20 protein-coding genes are annotated in these 21,221 nt (G+C 50.4%); 4 read left to right on the top strand and 16 right to left on the bottom strand.

The features are described 5' to 3' along the window. Positions 1-16: 16 nt before the first annotated feature. From C8E01_RS14205 to C8E01_RS14185, 5 genes are all read right to left on the bottom strand, one after another. A complete protein-coding gene (locus tag C8E01_RS14205) occupies positions 17-250 on the bottom strand; it encodes a DUF2442 domain-containing protein (RefSeq protein ID WP_116544104.1) in 234 nt (77 codons plus the stop codon). Further along, positions 234-467 (bottom strand): DUF4160 domain-containing protein, encoded by a 234-nt coding sequence (locus C8E01_RS14200; protein WP_116544103.1) that lies wholly within the window; start codon positions 465-467, stop codon positions 234-236. The genes C8E01_RS14205 and C8E01_RS14200 overlap by 17 nt, the downstream gene beginning before the upstream one ends. A 72-nt stretch (positions 468-539) precedes the next feature. Beyond that, entirely contained in the window at positions 540-1,856 is a 1,317-nt protein-coding gene (locus C8E01_RS14195; protein ID WP_116544102.1) for a TldD/PmbA family protein, read from the bottom strand. A gap of 149 nt (positions 1,857-2,005) precedes the next feature. Next, positions 2,006-3,652 carry a TldD/PmbA family protein gene (locus C8E01_RS14190; protein WP_116544101.1) on the bottom strand — a complete coding sequence of 549 codons (1,647 nt, stop codon included), beginning with the start codon at positions 3,650-3,652 and terminating at the stop codon, positions 2,006-2,008. Between the two features lie 272 nt (positions 3,653-3,924). Then, on the bottom strand, positions 3,925-4,569 hold the full coding sequence (locus tag C8E01_RS14185) for a septal ring lytic transglycosylase RlpA family protein (protein WP_116544100.1): 645 nt from the start codon (positions 4,567-4,569) through the stop codon (positions 3,925-3,927). A 318-nt stretch (positions 4,570-4,887) separates the two neighbouring features. On the opposite strand from C8E01_RS14185, the gene C8E01_RS14180 reads away from it, so the two are divergent. Continuing rightward, on the top strand, positions 4,888-5,799 hold the full coding sequence (locus C8E01_RS14180; protein WP_116544099.1) for a DUF72 domain-containing protein: 912 nt from the start codon (positions 4,888-4,890) through the stop codon (positions 5,797-5,799). Positions 5,800-6,203: 404 nt separating this feature from the next. Here C8E01_RS14180 and C8E01_RS14175 read toward each other — a convergent pair whose 3' ends face one another. The 4 genes from C8E01_RS14175 to C8E01_RS14160 all read right to left on the bottom strand — a co-directional run bounded on the left by C8E01_RS14175 (position 6,204) and on the right by C8E01_RS14160 (position 12,160). After that, positions 6,204-8,288, bottom strand: a complete 2,085-nt coding sequence (locus C8E01_RS14175) for an insulinase family protein (protein WP_116544098.1) — start codon at positions 8,286-8,288, stop codon at positions 6,204-6,206. 10 nt (positions 8,289-8,298) lie between these two features. Next, positions 8,299-9,636: a M16 family metallopeptidase gene (locus C8E01_RS14170; RefSeq protein WP_165820649.1), complete on the bottom strand. Its 1,338-nt coding sequence runs from the start codon at positions 9,634-9,636 to the stop codon at positions 8,299-8,301. Between the two features lie 241 nt (positions 9,637-9,877). Beyond that, positions 9,878-11,248 carry a dGTP triphosphohydrolase gene (gene dgt / locus C8E01_RS14165; protein ID WP_165820648.1) on the bottom strand — a complete coding sequence of 457 codons (1,371 nt, stop codon included), beginning with the start codon at positions 11,246-11,248 and terminating at the stop codon, positions 9,878-9,880. A gap of 18 nt (positions 11,249-11,266) precedes the next feature. Then, entirely contained in the window at positions 11,267-12,160 is an 894-nt protein-coding gene (locus C8E01_RS14160; RefSeq protein ID WP_243409585.1) for a DUF3667 domain-containing protein, read from the bottom strand. 601 nt (positions 12,161-12,761) lie between these two features. On the opposite strand from C8E01_RS14160, the gene C8E01_RS14155 reads away from it, so the two are divergent. Further along, complete coding sequence (locus C8E01_RS14155; protein ID WP_243409584.1) at positions 12,762-13,235, top strand: Hsp20/alpha crystallin family protein; 474 nt, start codon at positions 12,762-12,764, stop codon at positions 13,233-13,235. 48 nt (positions 13,236-13,283) lie between these two features. Here the strand turns inward: C8E01_RS14155 and C8E01_RS14150 are convergent, their stop codons facing one another. The 4 genes from C8E01_RS14150 to C8E01_RS14135 all read right to left on the bottom strand — a co-directional run bounded on the left by C8E01_RS14150 (position 13,284) and on the right by C8E01_RS14135 (position 18,833). Beyond that, positions 13,284-15,506: a T9SS type A sorting domain-containing protein gene (locus tag C8E01_RS14150; protein ID WP_116544096.1), complete on the bottom strand. Its 2,223-nt coding sequence runs from the start codon at positions 15,504-15,506 to the stop codon at positions 13,284-13,286. Between the two features lie 136 nt (positions 15,507-15,642). After that, positions 15,643-16,722, bottom strand: a complete 1,080-nt coding sequence (locus C8E01_RS14145) for a site-2 protease family protein (protein WP_116544095.1) — start codon at positions 16,720-16,722, stop codon at positions 15,643-15,645. Positions 16,723-16,810: 88 nt separating this feature from the next. Further along, a complete protein-coding gene (locus tag C8E01_RS14140) occupies positions 16,811-17,791 on the bottom strand; it encodes a TIGR03885 family FMN-dependent LLM class oxidoreductase (RefSeq protein ID WP_116544094.1) in 981 nt (326 codons plus the stop codon). 130 nt (positions 17,792-17,921) lie between these two features. Next, positions 17,922-18,833, bottom strand: a complete 912-nt coding sequence (locus tag C8E01_RS14135) for an alpha/beta fold hydrolase (protein ID WP_116544093.1) — start codon at positions 18,831-18,833, stop codon at positions 17,922-17,924. A gap of 130 nt (positions 18,834-18,963) precedes the next feature. On the opposite strand from C8E01_RS14135, the gene arfB reads away from it, so the two are divergent. Beyond that, complete coding sequence (gene arfB, locus C8E01_RS14130) at positions 18,964-19,380, top strand: alternative ribosome rescue aminoacyl-tRNA hydrolase ArfB (protein ID WP_116544092.1); 417 nt, start codon at positions 18,964-18,966, stop codon at positions 19,378-19,380. A gap of 203 nt (positions 19,381-19,583) precedes the next feature. After that, complete coding sequence (locus C8E01_RS14125; RefSeq protein WP_116544091.1) at positions 19,584-20,231, top strand: hypothetical protein; 648 nt, start codon at positions 19,584-19,586, stop codon at positions 20,229-20,231. Positions 20,232-20,393: 162 nt separating this feature from the next. On the opposite strand, the gene C8E01_RS21695 is transcribed toward C8E01_RS14125, so the two are convergent. The 3 genes from C8E01_RS21695 to C8E01_RS21685 are packed head-to-tail and all read right to left on the bottom strand — an operon-like array spanning position 20,394 to position 21,025. Beyond that, complete coding sequence (locus tag C8E01_RS21695; protein ID WP_165820647.1) at positions 20,394-20,570, bottom strand: hypothetical protein; 177 nt, start codon at positions 20,568-20,570, stop codon at positions 20,394-20,396. Between the two features lie 52 nt (positions 20,571-20,622). After that, on the bottom strand, positions 20,623-20,799 hold the full coding sequence (locus C8E01_RS21690) for a hypothetical protein (protein WP_165820646.1): 177 nt from the start codon (positions 20,797-20,799) through the stop codon (positions 20,623-20,625). A 49-nt stretch (positions 20,800-20,848) separates the two neighbouring features. Further along, complete coding sequence (locus tag C8E01_RS21685; protein ID WP_165820645.1) at positions 20,849-21,025, bottom strand: hypothetical protein; 177 nt, start codon at positions 21,023-21,025, stop codon at positions 20,849-20,851. Positions 21,026-21,221: the final 196 nt, after the last annotated feature.

Raw genomic sequence — 21,221 nt, 5'->3', positions numbered from 1 at the left:
TTAGATTTAAATTTGTTTAAAGTAAACCAGAAACAGATAGGTCTTCGTCTATATCTTCCCAATGTATACCTATGCCGCCGCCAATTAAGCGCCAGTTCATGCGCTCACTTTCAGATGCATCACGCAATTTGGGAAACCATTCTAACGGTACACCCAACTCACGACCATCAGTTAAGAGAACATACATTTTGGAATCTATAAACCATACCTTCTGTGCATGTGGTGTAGACTTCTTAGCTAAAATACTCATGCCATTTTTGCTCAAAGAGCGCTTTGTTTTCTATTACTAATTTACGGAGTTCATTCAGCTCTTTTGCATTGAAAGCGTAAGAACTGGCTAACTCAACTGGTTCAAGCCAGTATTTTGCGTAACCCTCAGCTTTTTCGATATGAATATGTGGTGGCTCATTTCCTTCATTGCTGAAGAAGAAAAATCTGTATCCAAATATCCGAAGTATAGTCGGCATAAATTATAGGTGTTTAAAAGGAATGCCGTACACAAAGCGCTGTATACGGCATTCAAGGTATAAGTTAGCTGACTACACCGCGTCAGACAAGCTGGTGAAGGTGAAGTCGCGGATCTTCATTGGCGGAACCAGGTTGCCGTTGATGCGTTGCGGACGGCCCAGAGCCTCCAGGTTGTTGAGCATGATGATGGGGCTCTCGTTGAAGCGGAAGTTCTTCACCGGGTACTGGATTTTGCCGTTCTCGATGTAGAAGGTGCCGTCGCGGGTGAGGCCGGTATAGAGTAGCGTCTGTGGGTCTACGGAGCGGATGTACCACAGGCGCGTTACCAGAATGCCGCGCTTGGTGCTCTTGATCATCTCCTCCAGCGTCTGATTGCCGCCTTCCATCACCACACCACCCGGGTTCGGCACTGATTTAGCACCTGTTTTCTCAGCCCAGAAACGGGAGTTGTAGAGGTTCTTGATCACACCTTTCTCAATCCAGGTAGTCTTCTCTCTTGGACGGCCATCGCCGGCAAACGGAGCGGACGGGATTTCAGGATGCATTGGGTCGGAGTACACCGTAATACGCTCGTCTACCAGTTTCTCGCCCAGTTTAGTCTTTCCTCCTGGCTTGCTCAGGAAGCTGCGGCCTTCTTCGGCATTACGCTGGTCCATGTTGCCGAACATGTTGCGCAACAGATCAATGGAAGCGGCCGGCTCTAGAATGACGGTATACTTGCCCGGTTCCAACGCCTTGGCATTACGGGAATTCACGGCTTTGCTGGCCGCGATTTGGGAGGCACTACCGGTGTCGAGCTTGCTCACATCACTGAAGTCCTGGGTCACGTAGCCAGAACCTGTGCCGTCTTCTGTACGCATAGTCACCGAAAAATCGACTACGGTAGACGGATGATAGGCAAACAGGCCTTTTGAGTTGAGGCGCGACATAAAGCTTGTGGAGTGCTCCAGGAAGCCAGCGGCAGTCAGGCCTTTGTCTGCGGCTGCTTTTATACTTTTAGCAGCAGCGTCGGCACGGTAGGCGGCGTCTATTTTGGCGGTGGAGTCGAAGTGTGCTTTCGTGGCGCTGTACTTCTGAGGCCCGAGCATGGGCACATACTCCGGGCTGTCGGGGGCAATGCGGGCGATCTCTTCGGCGCGACGCACTACTTTCTCCAGAGAGGCATCGTCAAACTCGTTGATCGTGGCCACTCCGGATTTTTTACCGAAGCGCGACTCTACCGACAGCGACACGTTTTCTTCAGCCCCGCTCGTAGACACTTCGTTTCGGGCGTAACGGATGTTGCCGCCATTGTAGCCGCTCAGCGTGACCTCACACTCATCGGCTTTTGAGTAAGCCAGCGCCTTTTTCAGCAAGGCCTCTGCTTGTTCTCTTGTATATATTGCCATTTTATCTTTGGTTAAGAGTTATGAGTTTAGAGTTAAAAGTTGATAAAGGAGAGTAGGCATAGATTTCTATACCTGTTACAAGCTTTTCCAGAGTAAAAGTCCATGTGTAGACTCTTCACTCATAACTTTTAACTCCTAACTGAAAATCGTTAGATTTTTCTAGCTGTATTGATCACGTTCACGCCATTGAAACGGGTATGGGCAGAGCCATGCGAAACAGCGCTTACCTGACTCGGTTGGCCTTTGCCATCGAAGAACGAACCGAATAGGCGGTAGTCACTCTCGTCGCAGGAGCCTGCACATGAATTCCAGAACTCTTGCGTGTTGCTCTGATAGGCTACGTCCTCCAGCATACCCACAATCTTGCCTTTGCTGATCTCATAGAACGCCGTGCCGCCAAACTGGAAGTTGTAACGCTGCTGGTCGATCGAGTAAGAACCGCGTCCGGCGATGTAGATGCCCTTGTCGACACCTGAAATGAGCTGATCTACGTTCATCTTCTGCTTGCCCGGTGCCAGCGACACGTTCGGCATGCGCTGGAACTGCACCGAGCTCCAGTTGTCGGCATAGCAGCAGCCATGCGACTCCGGCTCGTTGATGATGTGCGCCTGGTCACGAATAGCCTGGTAGTTCACCAGTATACCGTCTTTGATCAGGTCCCACTGCTTGGTTTTCACGCCTTCGTCGTCCCAACCTACTAAGCCCAATGAGCCCTTCTGGGTCTTGTCGGCGAAGATGTGCACCTTGTCGGAGCCGTATTTAAAGTTCTTGGATTTCCACTTGTCGAGGGTGGCGAAGGAGGTCCCGGCGTAGTTGGCTTCGTAGCCCAGCACGCGGTCGAGCTCCAGTGGGTGACCCACCGATTCGTGTATGGTCAGGCCGAGGTGGTTCGGGTCCAATATGAGGTCGTACTTACCGGCGGCCACTGACTTGGCTGTTAACTTTTCTTTGGCCTGCTTGGCGGCCAGGGCAGCGTCTTCGAGCATGTCGTAGGCGTAGCGGTAGCCCATCAGGCCAGTGCCTTCGGGTCCTTTTATCTTCTCGCTTGCTTTTGGCACCATGTACTCCCAGCCCATGCCCATTGGGGCGCTCAGGGCCTCGCGGGTCCTGAACTTGCCGCTGGCTTTGTCTACGGCCGTTACCGTAAAGTTTGGCCAGATGCGGTGGATGTCCTGGTCGATGTAAGAGCCATCGGTAGAAGCAAAATACTTCTGCTCGTTTACCTGGAAGAGCGCCGAGTTCACGAAGCTGGCTCCGTTCTCCATGGCCTTGGCGTTGGCAGCCAACAGCAGGTCGGCTTTCTCATTGATCGGCACTTCAAAGGCATTTTTCTCGATCGGTGTTTTCCAGCTTACCTCGCCGTAGCTTTTCACAGGGGCAAGCCTTACCGGCTCTTTCTGTAGTTTGGCGTTGGCCTTGGCAATGGCCACGGCTTCCTGAGCAGCTTTGGCTATACCTTTGTCCGTCACGTCGGAGGTGGCAGAAAAGCCCCAGGTGCCGTTGGCCAGCACCCGCACACCTACGCCATAAGACTCGGCGTTTACAATGTTCTGCACCTGCTTCTCACGCGTGAAAACATATTGCTGCAGGTAACGGCCTATGCGCACGTCGGCATAGGACGCGCCGCTTGACTTGGCTGTGTTCAAAGCCACATCTGCCAGTCGCTTTTTCAGGGCCGGGTCTACCTGTTCCAGCGCTCTCTCCGGGGAGATGATATCGCCAAACACAGGTATGGAAGGCATCATGAGCCCGCCGAACCCGAGCGCCGATAGCTCGATAAAATGACGTCTTTTCAAGTTCTTTTAAGTTAAGGTTTAGAGAAGTTTAGTTTTAGGTAACTAAGTTTAGGCATTTGCACGCTTAAATCAAAGTATAGGCAAAAGTTATAAGCCCTATAGCTGGTTTTTATAGATGAAGCAGGTGTATTACTCTGCAAAAGCAGTGCTTTGTCATTAGAAAGTAGACAGTGAGAAAGGTTTAAAGAGGAGGTGCACAAACCTTATTAAATCAAAAAAGCGGAAAACCATGCTGGTCTTCCGCTCCTCGCTTATCAGTAATTATCAGTCGTTTAGGCTTCGCTAACCTTTCCCGCCAGGCCTTCTTCTTCGAGTAACTCGTTGAAGGCTTGGGCTTCGTTTCTGTTGTTGAATTTACCGGCTTTCACCAGTACTACTTTTTGGCCATTTACCTGCTCCTCGGCTATTTCCAGCGGCAAGTGCTTGTCGAAAGCCCTGAGCTTGCGGCTGAGCTCTTCAGCCTGCTGGCGGTTGGCTGTCGTTTGGGTGATGATGGCGCCTTGCTTTGTATCTGCTGTCGCAGCAGCTACCTCGCTCTTGTCCAGCACCTCTACCTTTACTTTGGCCACCCCTGCCGAATGCATACCCAGTTTACGGGCGGCTGCTTCCGACACATCAATAATACGGTTGCCCACAAAAGGTCCGCGGTCGTTGATGCGGAGTATGACAGATTGGTCGGTGGCGGGGTTGGTCACTTTGACCATGGTGCCGAATGGGAGGGTTTTGTGCGCGGCGGTCATCTCGTTTTTGTTGTAGCGCTCGCCACTGCTGGTTTTTCTGCCGTGGTATTTGCTACCATACCAGGAGGCAGAACCAATTTGGGTTTTGTCGTTGCTTTGTGCGAAAGTTGGTTGACTAACTCCGATAAATAGAAAAATGATTACTGTTAAGAGAATGCACTTTCTATCGTTCTTCATATAGTTTTTGGTTGGTGAATCCGCAAAGATACGGAAATATTTTCAAATGAGGCCTTATACGCCATATCACAGCCTTGGTTATAGGGGGATACGCGCTGCCTCAAATAATCGCTATAAGTGCTGTAAAGTCAAAAAGCCTCTTTTTAGCTTATATGAGCATATTTTCATATATTACTATAGCGATTAACTAATTAGCCAATCGTGAAAAAATATTTTGCTTTTCAGTCATAGCTGGAGTTTAAACGGGAACTTTTGGTGGCATATTTTGTTTGGTCCCAAAATTCTGCCAAAGCGTATACTTTATAAAAGCATAGTACCATGGACTTTGGAAAACTCTTCGATATCAGCCGCGTTGACTTCGCATTACCACTCGACCATCCTGATACCTTGCCGCTGTTAAACAGGTATAGCAAACGGTACAAAAAACCAAAGGTGTACATCGGCTTGCCAGTCTGGGTGAACAAGTCCTGGGTAGGCGAGTACTACCCTACGGGTATGAAAGAGAAGGAGTCGCTGCTCTGGTATGGCAAGCAGTTCAACACCATTGAGCTCAACAGCACGCACTACCACATACCGGGTCCCGACACCATCGAGCGATGGCGAAATTCCGTGCCGCAGGGCTTCTCCTTCTGTCCCAAGTTCCCGCAACTCATTAGCCACGAAGGGCCGCTTGTGGGCTCACTCGACATGACAGCCACATTCTGTGAAGCCATCGCCGGATTAGAGGATAAACTGGGCTGTTCTTTCCTGCAACTGCCGCCCTACTTCGGACCGAATCAGCTCAAAGACTTAGAAAAATTCGTGCAGTACATACCTGAAAGTGTGCCGCTGGCCGTAGAGCTGCGCCACCCCGATTGGTTCGTAGACAATGCAGCCTCGCTGGAGCTGTTTGAAGTGCTGGAGAAGTTTCGGGTGAGCACGGTGCTGACGGACGTGTCAGGGCGGCGCGATGTACTGCACATGCGCCTGACCACCCCGACGGCCATGGTACGCTTTGTGGGCAACGGCCTGCATCCCACCGACTATACCCGCATCGACGATTGGGTGGCAAGAATCAAGGTATGGCTCGATGCCGGACTGCAAGAACTCTACTTCTTCGTACACGAACCCGACAACACCACCTCGCCCGAACTGGCCACGTACCTGATCGAGAAACTAAACAAGGTATGTGGGCTCGACATCAAGCCACCCAAAAAGTTTGTGAAGGCCGGGCAGGGGGAGTTGTTTTAGCGAGCCGTGTCAGGGCAGGTATAGCAACTGCTTGTCTTAAAACATCTCGTTGTTGTTTAAGATTGTGGTAGCCTATACCTAGAGAAGTTGCTGCTATACCTGCTCTTCAAGCGTCTGCTATACCTAGAGTTATTGCGTTAGGCTGGCACTTGAGGAGTTCTACTATACCTGTGTTTTAGAGCTTCTTGCTATACCTGCTGTGTTTGCCATACCTATATTTTCAGTGCTGATATACCTGATTCACTGGTCTTTTGCCACGGTACTATAACTTGTAATACCTGTACTTCCAGAATTTTATACCTGCTATACCTTACTCCGGTGGCTATCGCAAGGTATAGCTAAACAAAAAAGCGGCGCGCCCATCTGGACACGCCGCTTTGCTTTGGGTTATTGGGTAAAGGGTATTAGATTTTAAAGGCATCATCGCTGATACCTTTGTTTACTTCCACGCTCTGCACCTCTGCTTTGATTACCTGAGGACCAACAACAGTTTCGATCACGTGCGGGTATTTCACACCGTCTACTTCTTTGTAGTTCTTGTAGCTCTTGGTCTGCGTGATAGCACCCTGCGGGGTTTGCATGCTCTTCACATCTTTCAAAAGCAAGCCTGTAGCTTTGTCAAAGTAATGCAGTGTTTTCTGACCGCTTGTAGCTGTAGCCTCTACTACGTAAGCGTCAGCGCCATCCACTTTCTCCTGACCGGTTACAGCTGTCTTAATGCCAAACTTCTCAAATCGGGTCATGGAGAACATGTCAGACTCCGCTTTAGAAGAAGCAAGCTCCTCGGCGGTCATGTCTTTATTCAAACCTTGCATCGGAGCTTCCATCTTGCCTTTATCACCGTTGATGATCACGCGCTGCATCGGGCTGTTGTTCATCAGAATCTGGATCAGCATTTTGTCAGCGCCTTTTTGCTGCTGCTTAAAAGTAAGCGCCATGCCCTGCACGCTCGCGTTCATGGTCACCGTCACGTCTTTCACCTTCTCGATGTTCGCTTTGCCACCAATGGCCTGGATATACTTTGAGATAAGCTGATCTGCTGTCACATCTGTCGGTACAGCTTTGGCAGCTGCCATATCTACTTTCTCGCCTGTCGCGTCGAAGTAGGTAATGTTGTTGTCGTCTTTGTCGAAAGCAACGAGTTTGTCAGCGATGTCCTTGGCATTGCCAACAGCCAGAATGTAAAGCTGGTCAGGGCGTACGTACTTCTGCGCCACACGCTGCACATCGGCCGCCGTGATAGACTCAACTTTCTTCAGATAGTTGGCATAATAGCCAGCTGGCAGGTTGTAGCGTGCCGTAGAGATGGCATACATGGCCACAGTACCTGGGTTCTCCAGGCCACGGGCGAAGTTACCTGTGATATAGGCTTTGGCATAGGCCAGTTCTTTGTCCGTTACCTGCTTGGTTCTGATTTCGTTGAATTCTTTCATGAACTCTGCCGTGGCACTGTCCGTTACGGCGTTGCGTACGCTGGCAGAAGCATTGAAACGGCCCAGGATCTTGTCAGAAGAAAGCGAAGAATAGGCGCCGTAGGTATAGCCGTTCTTCTCACGCAGGTTCATAAACAAGCGCGCTGTGCTGCCGCCACCAAGAATGGTGTTCATTACCTGAGTTGCTACATAATCTTCAGCACCCGGCTTCATTTGTACAGGGTTTGTGAACGAAAGCACACTTTGCACGGCGCTTGGGCGGTCAACAATCACTACCTGTGTTTTGCCATCGTGCTTCGGCAGGTCGTAGTTGTGGCTAGGTACGTTGCCCTTCTTCCACTTGCCAAACGACTTGTTCAGTAGCTTTTTCGCTTCTTTCGGTGTGATGTCACCCACTACGGCCAGGTAGCCGATGTTCGGTCGGTAGTACGTGTTGTAGTAGTTCTGAATATCCGCCAGGGTTATACCTTCAATGGACTTCTCTGTCATCAACTCCCCGTTCGGATGATTCTTGCCAAAAAGAAGGGTGTTGCGAATCTTACCGGCAATAGCGTCCGGATTGTCCTTTTCTGAAGCCAGGTTGGCCAGCATCTGCTTTTTCACTTTGTCCAGCTCTTCCTGTGTGAAGTTCGGGTTCAAAAGGGCGTCAGCCGTCAGGTCCAGCAGTGTCGGTAGGTTCTTCTTAAGCGAAGAAGCGCCAAAACCGGTCGAGCTGAACGAAAGGTTTGCACCTATAAAGTCCACCTGCTCGTCAAACTGGTCTTTGCTGCGGGTTTTGGTACCGGTGCGCATCATCTGGCCCGCCATACTTACGTATCCTGCTTTGTCGCCTTCCAGAATCGGGTCACGATCCAGCACCAGCGACATGTTTACGACAGGCAGTTTGTGGTTTTCTACCACGTATACCTTCAAACCGTTTTTCAGGGTGAAATGCTCATACTTGCCCAACTCAATTTTAGGAGCAGGACCTGCCGGAGGTGGCGTTTGTTTTGTCTGTGCTGTCGCTACCGTAGTAAGAGCCAGCATCAAAAGGAGTATGTTATATATTCTCTTCATGATAATCTAATTAATTGCTAGGTTGAGCTGACTTAGGCAGGTAGTGCAACACCACACGGTTGTTCTTGGTGAGGTACTTGTTAGCCACGCGCTGGATGTCTTCTTTCGTTACCTTCATGTAACGGTCGATCTCGTTGTTGATCAGGTTGGCGTCGCCATAGTACACGTGGTAGTTGGCCAGGTTCTCGGCACGACCGGCCACGGTGCTGTTCTGCTGCACAAACTGGCTTTCCATTTGGTTGCGCAGTTTCTGAAACTCACGCTCAGTTATCAGCTCCTTTTTCACGAGTTCGATCTCTGCGTCCACAGCAGCCTCCAGGTCCTTCACATCCACGCCCATGTTGGCAATGGCATAGGTCAGGAACAAGCCCGGGTCTTCTGTCGGGAAAGGAATAGAAAGGGCTGCAACTGCTTTCTGCTGCTTGTCCACGATGGCCTTTGGCATGCGGGCACTCTTACCGCCAGAAAGCAAAGTGGTCAGCATTGAAAGCGCATAGTGGTCTTCAGTACCCTGTGCCGGGATATGGTACGCCTGAATAACGGCTGGCAATTGGATGTTGTCATACACCACTTTGCGACGCTCTTCGGTCTGAGCAGGCTCCACGATGTTTGGTCTCGGGATCTCCTGCGTGCCTTTCGGGATCTTCGCGAAATATTGCTCAATCAGCTTCTTTGTCTCGTCGATCTTAATGTCGCCGGCGATAGAAAGCGTGGCGTTGTTCGGCACATAGAACGTCTTATAGAAATCGCGGAACTCCTCGATTTTGGCGTTGTTCAGGTCCTCAAATGTTCCGATTGGCGTAATTTTATACGGGTGCTCGGTATAGGCAAGGCCAAAGGTGTTCTCCAGGATAGTGCCGTAAGGCTGGTTGTCCACGCGCATACGCTTCTCTTCCTGCACTACTTTGCGTTGCGTCTCTACACCTACTTCGTCTACTTTGGCTCCTACCATACGCTCGGCTTCCATCCACAGGCCAAGGGCCAGCTGGTTTGAAGGCAACAGCTCGTAATAATAAGTGCGGTCGAATGATGTATTGGCATTAAGAGAGCCGCCAGCAGCCTGCACCATGTTCATGTACTGGCCACGCTCAATGTTCTCGGTGCCCTCAAACATCAGGTGCTCAAAAAAGTGCGCAAAGCCTGTGCGGCCTTTTACTTCGTTTTTAGAGCCCACATGGTACAGCACCGACACCGCTACGTTTGGTGTGGAGTTGTCCTGGTGCAGAATCACATGTAGCCCGTTCGGGAGTGTGTATTCCGTGAATTCGATCTTATTGCTTTTAGTTTGGGCAAAGGCGGCAAAGCCCGTCGTTACCCACATAAAGCAAAGGAGAAGTTTACGTTTCATAAAAAAAGGTTTAGGAATGATCATCTATAACCCAACTAGTGTTATAGAAACTATAAAATTAGTCTAAATTCAATAGGGTTTCTCCACAAATAGCTGAATGCCTATGTTTACTCTACAAACAGGATGGTATGACGGATAAAATAGAGAATTAGGGCTAATGAATAGAGCTTAGCCACTCTTAACTGAGCTCTATTATCAGGGAATTAAGATTTAACAGCAAAGCGTTTTTGACACTTTATCCTCAATACATCCTCGGCAACTCTATCCCCTTGATCTTCCGATACAGTCCGAGTGCGGCTTGGTCGGTGAGGCTGGTCACGTAGTCGGTGATATGGATGATGCGGTCGTAGTCGGAGGAGCCTTCGGGCAACTGCAGGTAATGGGGCGGTATGAGGTCGGCTACTTTGCGGTGGTGTCTGGAGTCTTGACGGAAAGCGGCTTTCATGCAGGCATCCAGCAGGCCGCCGAGCACTTCGAAGCCGGCTGCTTCTATTTCCAGCACAGGTTTGTTACGGTAAATCAATTCAATGGACAGGCTTTTGATCTCGTCGAGCACTGGTTTGCAGCTGAGCTCGTTGATGAGCGGCTTGTCGTAGGTTCCTGCCAGTATGCCCTCTTCGTGTTGAAGGAATATCTGGGTGGTCTCCTGAATGAGTTTACCGATGATGCGGGCACGCAGGTAGCCAATCTCCTCGCGCCAGTCATAAAATGTAAGGCTGGAGACACGGTCAGGTGCGTCGCCGAGGATCTGGCGCAGCAGCGCTATACCTTGCTGATGCGGCACCAAGCCGAGCTTCAGACCATCTTCAAAATCGATGATGCGATAGCAGATATCGTCAGCGGCCTCTACCAGAAAAGCCAATGGATGGCGATGGTAAAATATCTGATCGTCGGGCCCTTTCTTAAGCAGCCCCAGTTCCTGTGCGATCGTATTAAACCAGGCTTTCTCAGTCTGGAAGAAGCCATACTTTTTTTCGCTGGTGCTTTTTGTGCCTTTGATTTCCGGGAGTGACTCTTTCGGATATTTAGTAAACGTGGCCAGTGTGGTATAGGTCAGGCTCAGGCCGCCAGGCAGGTTGCAGTGCGCCGGGTAGGTATAGGTGAGCACTCTGAAGCCGGCTGCATTGCCTTCGAAGCGCTGCAGATCTGCCTTTTGTGCCTCTGACAGATTAGTCAGAAAGGGTTGCGCCTCCTCACTCAGAAAGTAAGCAGAAATGGCATCTTCGCCGGAGTGGCCAAAGGGTGGGTTACCGATGTCGTGCGCCAGACAGGCTGCCGCCACAATATCGCCGAAGTCGGCTTCCTGTATGTTTTTGTCTCCTGTCAGTTTCGGGTAGCGCTCCAATATGCTCTTGCCCACGATTCGGCCCAGCGACCGGCCTACAACAGATGCTTCCAGACTATGCGTAAGACGTGTATGCACGAAATCACTTTCAGGCATGGGCATCACCTGCGTCTTGTTCTGAAGTCTCCGAAAGGCTGAAGAGAACACGATGCGGTCATAGTCACGCTGAAATTCACCGCGCACCGACTCGTCTGAGCTATACTTGCTATCGGTCGTTTCGAATCGTTTTTTAGAAATTAAGCGTTCCCAGGAGGTAGAAGGAGTCATAGAGTACGAAGGTATAAATTAACTGAACAGTACACTAACGCCAACAGTTGCTACAAACAAGATGATTAAAGATACCAGGTATGTTAAGCCAATCGGTATAAGTTTAACCGCCGTACGCAGGTACGATTCCTTGTATACATGGCGTAGCGCAAAAAATAAATACACCATACTGATCAGGAATACCCATCCATTGGCGTCAAGACTGCTAAAAACAACCTCTAAAAGGATGGCAAACATGATGAGCAGGAAAACAAAGGTATGGAAATGCACAGAGAACATCAGGTGCTCGACATAATTACGGCCCTGCGACCGGAAAAACAGGTATAGAATGAGCCCGAAGAAAGGCATGAGCACGAACATCATGAAGGAGATGTTCTTTAGTAGCTTCTGACGAGACTGTTCCTGGTTTTTGACAAAGCTTCTGAACTTGTTATCTACTTCCTGATTGATAATCACATCAGCTGAGTCTTTAAGAGTTAAGCCTACCCATGGCCTGACGACCGAGTCCGCTTGCATCACCCGGCCGGCGGCTTCTGGATTGGTGGCTTCCAGCTGTGCTTTTGCGCTGTCTACGTCACTTATGACAAGACCATCAGAGGCAAACAGGGCTATGGCTGTAAAGAAAAAGATACTTACAAACACATAAAGCCTGAACGGCGGCACATAGGATGCCCGCTGACCCAGGTTGAACTTTTCAGTCAGATAACCGGGCCGCGTGATCAGGTATCGGAGAGTGCGCCAGAACTTAGTGTCGTAATGGAGGGTGCTCTCAAAAAACTCCTCTACCAGGTGCTTTACTGGCACATTCAAGTCATGGTTTTCCTGCCCGCAGTTTGGACAGTAGTTATTCACCTCCTCAAAGGTGTAGCCACAGTTAGGGCATTGTACAAACTTTCGTCTTTTCTTCGCCATGGGCATGTATCAGGCAATACGCTTAAACTGTCAAATATAGCATACTCACTATGATAATACTACCATTTCTGTCTTCCTAATTATCTTAAGGAAAAATGATATTTCAGTGTTGCAACAATATTGACGCATTACAAGATGTTACCTTTGCTCTGATTAGAGGAAGCTGAATTTGTTTATTTGAGTCGTTAAGGCTGATTATTTGATTAAATCATGTTATGCTAGGTTTATTGTACAAGTTACCTTTGAAGGGAAAGTCTCCTTTGCGTACAGCTGATGTTTTACAACATTTGTATAGTTACTAGAGCCTGAACCAAGCGATGGAAAACAGACTGTGCCTTTCCAAGCTATGAAACAAAACGCGAGCTACTGACAAACCCTGCGTCGGGTATGCGCTAACTCTCCTGGAGCGAATGCCCTGACATCTGAAAGCAAACCTTATCCCTGAAAAGCAACCGGAAACATGTATTTGTTCTGGTTGCTTTTTTATTTTTATTCAAGGTTAAACTATAAGAAAATCAAGGCGTAAAAATTAGTGGAGTTGCCCACATAAATGGGTGATATAAGCCAAGATGTTAAACCATAGCAAAAAGGAGGTACTACTATGAAGCCAATGAGAAAAGAGCGCACAGGAGGTGAGAGTCTCACTCCCAGGTCGTTCTTCACAGACTTTTTTAGCGACGTAGATCGTTTCTTTGAGAACGATCTGCTGCGAATGCCCGCACAAATCGGGCGACAGATCATGCGGAACATGCCTGCGACCAACATCCGGGAGAATGAAAGAGAATACACCATTGAGTTGGCGGCCCCAGGTATGGCCAAAGATGATTTTGAAGTAGACATAGACGAAGGTATGCTCACCATCAGCAGCCAAAAAGAGCAGGATACCTCGACGGAAGAAGAAAACTATACCCGTCGGGAGTATAATTACAGCTCTTTCAGTCGCTCGTTTAAGTTGCCGGATGCTGTTAGAGCAGAAGAAATAAAGGCGCGCTACGAAGAAGGGGTGCTGAAAATAACGGTACCAAAGCAAGAGCAGACAAATACCAACAACCGGAAGCGGGTTAGCATCGAGTAGGAGACCAGGACAACAAGAAAAGGGAGGCCGACAGTCTCCCTTTTCTTGTTACTGCACTTTGACCACTTTCGTGGCGCCGCTGCTGTTGCCTTCTCTCCAACGCAGCACGTAAGTGCCCGATGCCAGGTCTGAGACATTGATTTCGATGATATCCGTCCCGTCGGTTACGGTGGCTTCCAGATCTCGCACGAGTCTGCCCTGCAAGTCGTATAGCTGCAGGCTGAGGTCTGACGTGTTGCGTACCAGGTACTCTATTCGTAGTGTTTCGCTAGGGGCACCGTCGGCATTAGTGGTGAGGCCGATTGGGTTAGGGTATACTTTGAAAATACGCAAATCGCTTGGGTTGAGGACCTGCACTCTGCCTGAAAACGCCTCGGGGTTATTGGTGTAAAGCACGCGCAAACGGTAGAAGCTTCGTCGAGGCAGCGGATCGTTATCTGTAAAGGTATAGTCGCCAGCCCGGCCAGTGGCAGGAACCTCACCTATGTCTTCCCATTGCTGCCCGTCCTGACTGCGCTGGACTACAAAGCGAGCGACGCCTTGCTCAGTGCTGGTAGTCCAGATCACATCCACAGCCCCTGCATTGGTAAAGGAGGCGTCGAAGGTAAAGATCTCGGAGGCCAGATTACAATCGCCGTCCAGCTTCGGTGTCATAGGAGAGCGGCCGCCGCATGCCAGAGGGTTCTGGCTTCGGCTCAGCACCAGGTTGGCTCCCGCTATGTCTGGGGCAGTCAGATCACGAACCTGTGTCCGGCGACCTATGTTGTAGTGCATCAAAGTGTTAGGCAGAATAACATGGCCGAGTTGGTGCGCGTGGCCTAACTCGTGCAGGATCACTGTTTCAAAGTCGAACTGGTCAGCACCCGGTGCCCCTGGGCCGTACTGCCAGGTGATGTTGCTGTTGATCTCCATGTCGAACTCAGTGAGCCAGAAGATCGTGTCGCGGCGGGTGCCGCTAATGGACACGCAGCCCCTGTACTTGCTTATGGTGCGGGCCAACACACCCTGACCTGTCACGGAGGGGGATGCAAAGCGGATAACACTACGGCCGTCGTCGGCAGAGCTTTCGGTTGTGGTGGCAGCGCCAACCACCCAGTTCACGTTTGTGGTGCATACCCAATTGTTTACGGCGCGCCTGAAGCCTTCTTGTGCTGCCGCTCTGTTCTGCAGGCTGGGAGCGAACTGTATGGTATAGCCGCCATTCCGGTTGGCATCTATCAAAACAGGCTGAAAAGGCGTGTTACCACCCTCTGCTACCACATTAGAATAAGCAAATTCGATTACGAGCGACCCAACGCTCATGGCAGATGTGCCGTCGTTGGCTGTTACTTTGATGCGGCCTGTGCCGGCTGTTCCGCCCGTCTGGGTGTAGGAGGGTACTGCTACTTTGATCTGGGTATTGGTCCAGGACAGGTAATCGGATGCGTAAGGACGTACCAGGGTAGTACCACCATCGTCAGCGTTGGGGAACTCCACAAATCCATTGCCGCGCGAGCTCCCGAAGCCTGTGCCTGTAATGGTGAGCACAGCCCCCGTGCCCGCACTGGTGCGCGCAGGGCTAAAGCCGGTTACTACCGGAGCTTGCGTGGCCTGCGTGCTTTCCTGCTGGATTTGGGCCTTTATACCTGATTCCAACTTATCGTTCGCAATCACTGTTTTGTATTGCTGCCCCATGCGGGAAGTTACGGCCTGGTATACTTCCTGCACAGATTTGTATTGGTTAAACGGATCAGCGGCGGTGCCTTGCTCCACATCATAGCGTACAAAACCCTGCCGGCTGGCATATGGTCTGGCTATGACTGAAGCTGCACTGGCTACTATACCTGTGGTGGCCCCTCTTGTAAGGAAGAACATACCTTGCTGTCCTTTTCTCAGCTGTAAGGCTGACGTTACAGTGTGCATGGCCAGCCCTACTGTTCCACCCTCTGTGATTACCTCCACCTGGCGTTCCTCCAGCGCTCCCTTGAAAATCTTAAAGAGCCGGACGGTATGAGCAGTGTAAATAAGCTCCTGCTTTGCATCCCAGAAGGACCGCTGGGCCACAACTTCGCCTTCAACAATCAAGTCAGCTGCTTTGATGCGCTCCTGCAGCGAAATGGGTGCCATGTGCAGGTCTTCAGAGGCGTGCGCTGCAAAGGAAATCACCGATAGAAGGAGTGCCAAGAACATGGCAGCGCTTCGCGACCCCAAGCGGTCAGGTGTTAGGAGTATGGTGGTCATAGAGTGGTGCGGATTGTCAGTTTTGCTGTCTATAAAATTTGGGTGTCGCATTCCAAAGCGGCCATAACGTTCTATTACGCAAAAGGATGTGCCGGGGTATGTACGGTTTACTGCCAAATATAATAAAAATGTGTGTCCGGTAAGGTAAATCAGGTATAGCTTTTGTCTGGAGGCTGTAGTTTAGGCGCTAATGTGCCAGTGCGGATTTTATGAGAATGAACTCGTTGATGTTGTCCGTGTTGATCACGCCGGCCAGACGCCCATTGTCAAGTACCGGGTAAAGGGGAGCTTTGGTCTTCTGCAGCTCGGTATACGCTTCGGCTAGCTTGTCCTGGACGTTAAAAGCCTTAATTTCCTGCGTCATGATAGCGGACACCGGACTTTCGATCTTCTCTTCTTTTACGGCCTGTATCAGCTGCATGCGTGTCAGGGTGCCAACCACCTGGCCTTCCTGCTCCACCACAAAGTCGTGCTCGGAGCCTTTGAGGAGTTTGCCCAGCGCCTCGCGCACCGTTTCGGTAGGAGCGAGGGTAACAAAGTTAGTCATCATGCCTTCACGCACCAGGTGGCCGCGCAAAAAGTCGAGGTGTTGCACGATCATATTCTCAGACCAGGCCCCGAAGAATACGAATATGCCGATCAGGATCAGGAAAGGGTTGTAGAAAAAGCCGATAAAAACGAAGAACATGGCCAGCAGCTGACCCAGGTTGGCCGCTATCTGGGTTGCCCGCACCCTGCCTAGCTTAAAGGCCAGCAAAGCCCGCAGCACACGCCCGCCATCCATCGGGAAGGCAGGTATAGCGTTGAAGATCACGAGCATCAGGTTAACAAAGAACAGCAGGTATAGGAAGTTAGCTGCCGTGATGCGGCTAAAGAACTCCTCACCCGGCATTTCGCGCAGGGGAGGTAGTATGAGCCAGAGCACAAGCGCGATCACCACATTCACGGCGGGACCAGCAATGGCGATCATGAGCTCTTTTTTCGGGTTTTCAGGTATACGCTCCAGGCTAGCCACACCACCTATCGGCAAAAGCGTGATCATTTTGGTGCTCACACCATAGCGCCTTGCCATGAGCGCATGACCCAATTCGTGCAGGACCACGCACAGAAAAATAGTTAAGACAAAAGCGACTGACAGTAGCGTAGCCGTTAGGTCAGAGCCGCGCTGCATTTCCGAGAACACGATCCAACCGATCAAGATCAGGAATGTCCAGTGCACCAGAATCTTGATGCCCGCTATTCTGCCAAGGTTAAGTGACCATTTCATAGGGTGTCTATACGTGACGTGCTATACCTGTAACATGCTTATACGCTATAAGTTAATAGTCAGACGGGCTTTGTGTTACCGCTATACCTTAGCTCAAAAGCTGTGGTACCACCTTACTGCCAAACACCTCAATAAAGCGCTCCTGCCCCAGGTTTACATTGTGCAGCATCAGCTGGCTGAAGCCCAGGTCGAGGTCCTGCTGCAGCCACTCCACGTGCTGGTTCGGGTCGGAGGAAATGCGTACGTGCTCGCGCAGGTCTTCTTCGCGCACGAACATGGCTGCCTGCTCCAGCTGTTTGGCAGTGCGCAGGTCAGACAGTACGGCACTCGGGAAGATGTTGGAGCGCCATTGATCGTGGGCTCCCTGCAGTGCCTCTTTTTCATCTTTGGCGTAGGAGAGCTGCACTTTCAGGTACATGGGTTTGCCCTCGCCCCCACCTCTGTGGAAGGCATCCACCATTTTCTTAAGCTCTTTGGGTGGTTTGGAAACGGTAATTAAACCATCGGCCCAGCCGCCCACCCACTCGGCGGTTTCTTCGGTAATGGCCGCTCCGATTATTTTAGGCGCTACCTTGGCGCGTGTCCAAAGTTTGGCTTCTTCCACGGTCACCAGGCCATGGTGCGTTACGGTCTCGCCGTCCCACAGCGCCCGGATGATGTCGACACACTCTTTCAGGCGATCGTTGCGGTCTTGTTTCACGGGCCAGTGCTCGCCCGTAATCTGCTCGTTGATGTACTGTCCGCTGCCCATGGCCACCCAAAATCTTTCCGGAAACATTTCGGCGAGCGTAGCGGCAGCCTGCGCAATTATAGCCGGATGGTAGCGCTGACCCGGTGCATTGACTATACCAAAGGGCAGATTAGTGGCTTGCATAGCGGCTCCGAGCCAAGACCAGGCAAAGCCACTCTCGCCCTGGTCGAGGCTCCAGGGGGCAAAGTGGTCCGACGACATAGAGGCGTTAAAACCCGCCTTTTCGGCCTGTTGCACATACTGGAGGAGCTCGCTTGGCTTAAACTGTTCGTGCGATGCATGGTAGCCGATTCGGAGCGAATTGTCTTTTTGGTTCATAGGTATAGCCACAATTTTATTCTATGGCATACGGCTATGCTTCAGGCTTTGGTTTCGTGCAAGGGGCGCAGCACAAAAAAAGGGCAAGCCATGGTGGCCTGCCCCTTCTCATCTAGGTAGGTAGTCCTGATTATTTTACCTTCGCCAGGAAGGACTTTACATGCTCGTGGAAAAGCGCCGTCTGCTCTTGATAAGGGCAGTGGCCAGTGGCCATGGGGCGGTAGGTGGCGTTCTTGAACTTGAACAAGCGGTAGTGCTCCGGGCCTACTGATAAATCGTTGTTGCCGGAGATAACCAGGACCGGCATCTTAAGTGATGCACTCTTGATGGTGAAGTCTTGTGCGTATTCCGGGAAGTCCCATACCTTGCTGCCGAAGTCCCAGTTGATGGTGGTGTCCATTACAGCGTTCATCTGATCGAACATCTCCTTTTTAGGGTACATCATCTTGTACATCATACCCTGCTGGTTAAGTTGGTAGGCCACGCCGTTGAGCGCCTCGCCAATAGAGCCACCGGCTTTGCGGAAATCTGACTCGGGTTTGCCCAGCAGGCGTGCCCCGTTTTTGATGTAACTTTCCAGGGCATCGTTCAAGTATAGGGTAGAGTTTACGAAAATGGCAGCGCTGACACGCTTCGGGTGTTGGTAGGCGTACTCTGTGGCGATGGTGCCCCCAAAAGAGTGCGGCATGATCATCCATTTGTTATAGCCGAGGTGTTCGCGCAGCTCTTCAAAGTCTTTTACCAAACGGGCCAGTGAGTAGTCTTTTGCTTCGGAACTAGAGGAGCGACCGCAGCCGCGCTGGTCTACGTAAATCATGGTCATGTCTTGCTCTACCACATCGCCGCCGAGAGCATAGAAGTATTTGGTCCAGGAGCCGGGGCCACCGTGGATGAAGAGGCAAGGCTTGCCTTCGCCTGCCATGCGCACATAGAGCTGCACCCCGTCTGAGGTAGTGAAGTAAAACGACTTGTTGACAGCCTGCGATAGTTGTGGCAGTGCAAACAGCATCAGCAGCAGGTAGACAAAGCGTAACTTTTTCATAGAATAGGTATAAGGTGACCAAAAATTTCACAAAAGACGCACAAAAATCTGAAAAGACGCATATTTGTCTGATATTATCAGCGAACAGGTATAAGGCGTTGGTTACAAGAGTATTTTGGAAGGTATAGGTATGGCAGATATAAGAGAACGGGATTTTGAGCGGGAGCTGAGTTTTCAGGCTTCGCGGAGTGGTGGGGCCGGTGGGCAAAACGTAAACAAAGTTGCCAGCAAGGTCGAGTTGCGCTTCCATGTGAGCGACTCTGAGTTGCTGACGGATGAAGAGAAAGTGCTGGTGCAGGAAAAGCTGGCCAGTCGCATTAACAATGAGGGTTTTCTGCATTTGATGTGCCAGGCCGAGCGGAGTCAGTTGCAAAACAAGGAACAGTGCATTGAGCGCTTTTACGAGTTAATCCGCCAGGCACTTACCCGCCAGAAAAAACGCAAAGCCACCAAACCCACACGGGCATCTGTGCGCAAGCGCCTCGAAAGCAAACGCCGCCAATCTGACAAAAAGGCCAGCCGCGGTGGTTTTAAAGGCGACTTTTAAGGTATAGCTAATAGCCATTTTTACGTGCAGGTATACCAGTATGGTCTATACATGCGTTCCCATAACTCTGGCTCCCGACAAAGCTTCTCTGTAACCGGGAGCGCATTTTTAAAAAACATTGGTAAGCTGCCAGGTATACTATACTGTTTGTGCAGAATAGGTAAGATATTTGCAGCTGCAGGAGTCAGACTCCGAAACAACACATGAAGAAGATTCTTATTACGATACTACTGGTGGCGGGAGCGGCTACGGCCAGCCAGGCGCAGAAATACAGAACGGCAGCAGGTATACGACTAGGTGGCGACCAGTTTGGGGCCACCGTGCAGCAGCGGATTGCAGAGAAAAGCACCCTCGAAGGTTTAGCTCTGGTCGGCTCGCGGGAGTATAGCGGTACCCTGCTCTACCAGCGGCACTGGCCCATGCTGGGCAAGCGCTTCAACTACTACCTGGGCGGCGGCGGCCACATCGGCAACCTCAAAGACCATGGCGTGTTCACCGGTTTGGATGCCATTGTGGGCGTAGAGTATAAGGTGAACGGGCTGCCTTTTTTGCTCTCGGCTGACGTGAAACCGGCCCTGCATTTTAACCACGAAGACTGGGTTAAGCTGGCCACGGGCATCTCGATCCGCTATGTAATTGTGCCCGAGAAGAAAGAGAAAAAGAAAGTCTGGCCTTTTGGCAAGCAGCAGGAAGAAGAGGAAAAGTCGGGTTGGCCGTTTGGCAAGAAGAAAGAGCCGGAGCCGCCTAAAAAGAAGGCATGGCCTTTCGGGAAAAAGGAGGAGCCCGCTCCAGAACCTGAGCCTGAGAAGCGCATTGACTGGAACAAGATATTCAAGAAGCAGGAAAATTAGCAGCAATCGCCCGACCCCATTCAGGTCGGGCGATTGCTGTTATAAGGGCAGTATTTTTGAGGCACTCAGTTTTGAAGTGAGTGTGAGATTGGTCTTAGAAAGAACCTGGATTAAGTGCTTAGCAAAGGTGTAGGACATGTTACAGGCAGCCAGCGTACGCTTTTAGGCGGCTTGCTCTAGCATGGCTACAAGCTGGGGAGCGGGATTCTTGGTGTTGTACAGCAATGTAACCCGCTCCTGCTGCAAGCGATCGGCCAACAGCGTACGCTCGTCAATGGTTTTTTTCAAGGCGAAGCCAAATGCGGCTACCACTACCAGCAAAAGAATGATGATTTTCATGATTTTATTTGGTACTAATGGCGGGGTTAAACAAATCGGTAAAATCAGGGAGTTACTTTAACAGCGAGTCACGCGACACTGTAATGACTACTTCAGGAAGCAGGTTTGGATAGCGCTCCAGCTCTCTCAACTCCTGGCGGTGCTTAATCTCTTCTACATCGCGGGCTGTTTTCTTGCCTGCGGCACCAAAAGCTGCTGTAAGTCCAAACAAAAGAATTAGGATTTTCATAGTGATCTAGGTTAAGATGATGGTAAAGGGGCTATGCTTTCTCAGGGTATCAGGCTTTCGGTGCTACGATCAGCACTTCTGGCAACAGGTTAGGGTAGCTTCGCAATTCTCTTTGTTCTTGCTGCAGTTTGTGCTTGGCGGCGGCTACTTCTATGTCGTTTGCTGTCTTTTTGCCGGTAGCTCCGAAGCCAAGTACTATCGCGAATAATAAGATGATGATTTTCATGATTTTAAAAATTTAAAGGTTTTGAGTTTCATGTTGTAAGTACTTAATAGATAGTAGCTTTAGGTAAAAGGTTGCTTGCTGCTTCTAAAATATTTTTTATTTATGATGAGCATATTACACTTTATGTGCCAATGGTATAACAGTATGTTAATCAGGATATTATCAAATTTAAAACGTATTGTGTCTACTAAAATCG

Origin of the sequence: Pontibacter virosus, from assembly GCF_003096355.1 — a bacterium.
Classification (GTDB): domain Bacteria; phylum Bacteroidota; class Bacteroidia; order Cytophagales; family Hymenobacteraceae; genus Pontibacter; species Pontibacter virosus.
Note: the sequence above shows the minus strand (reverse complement) of the source record. Positions and strands in the feature narration are given on the sequence as shown.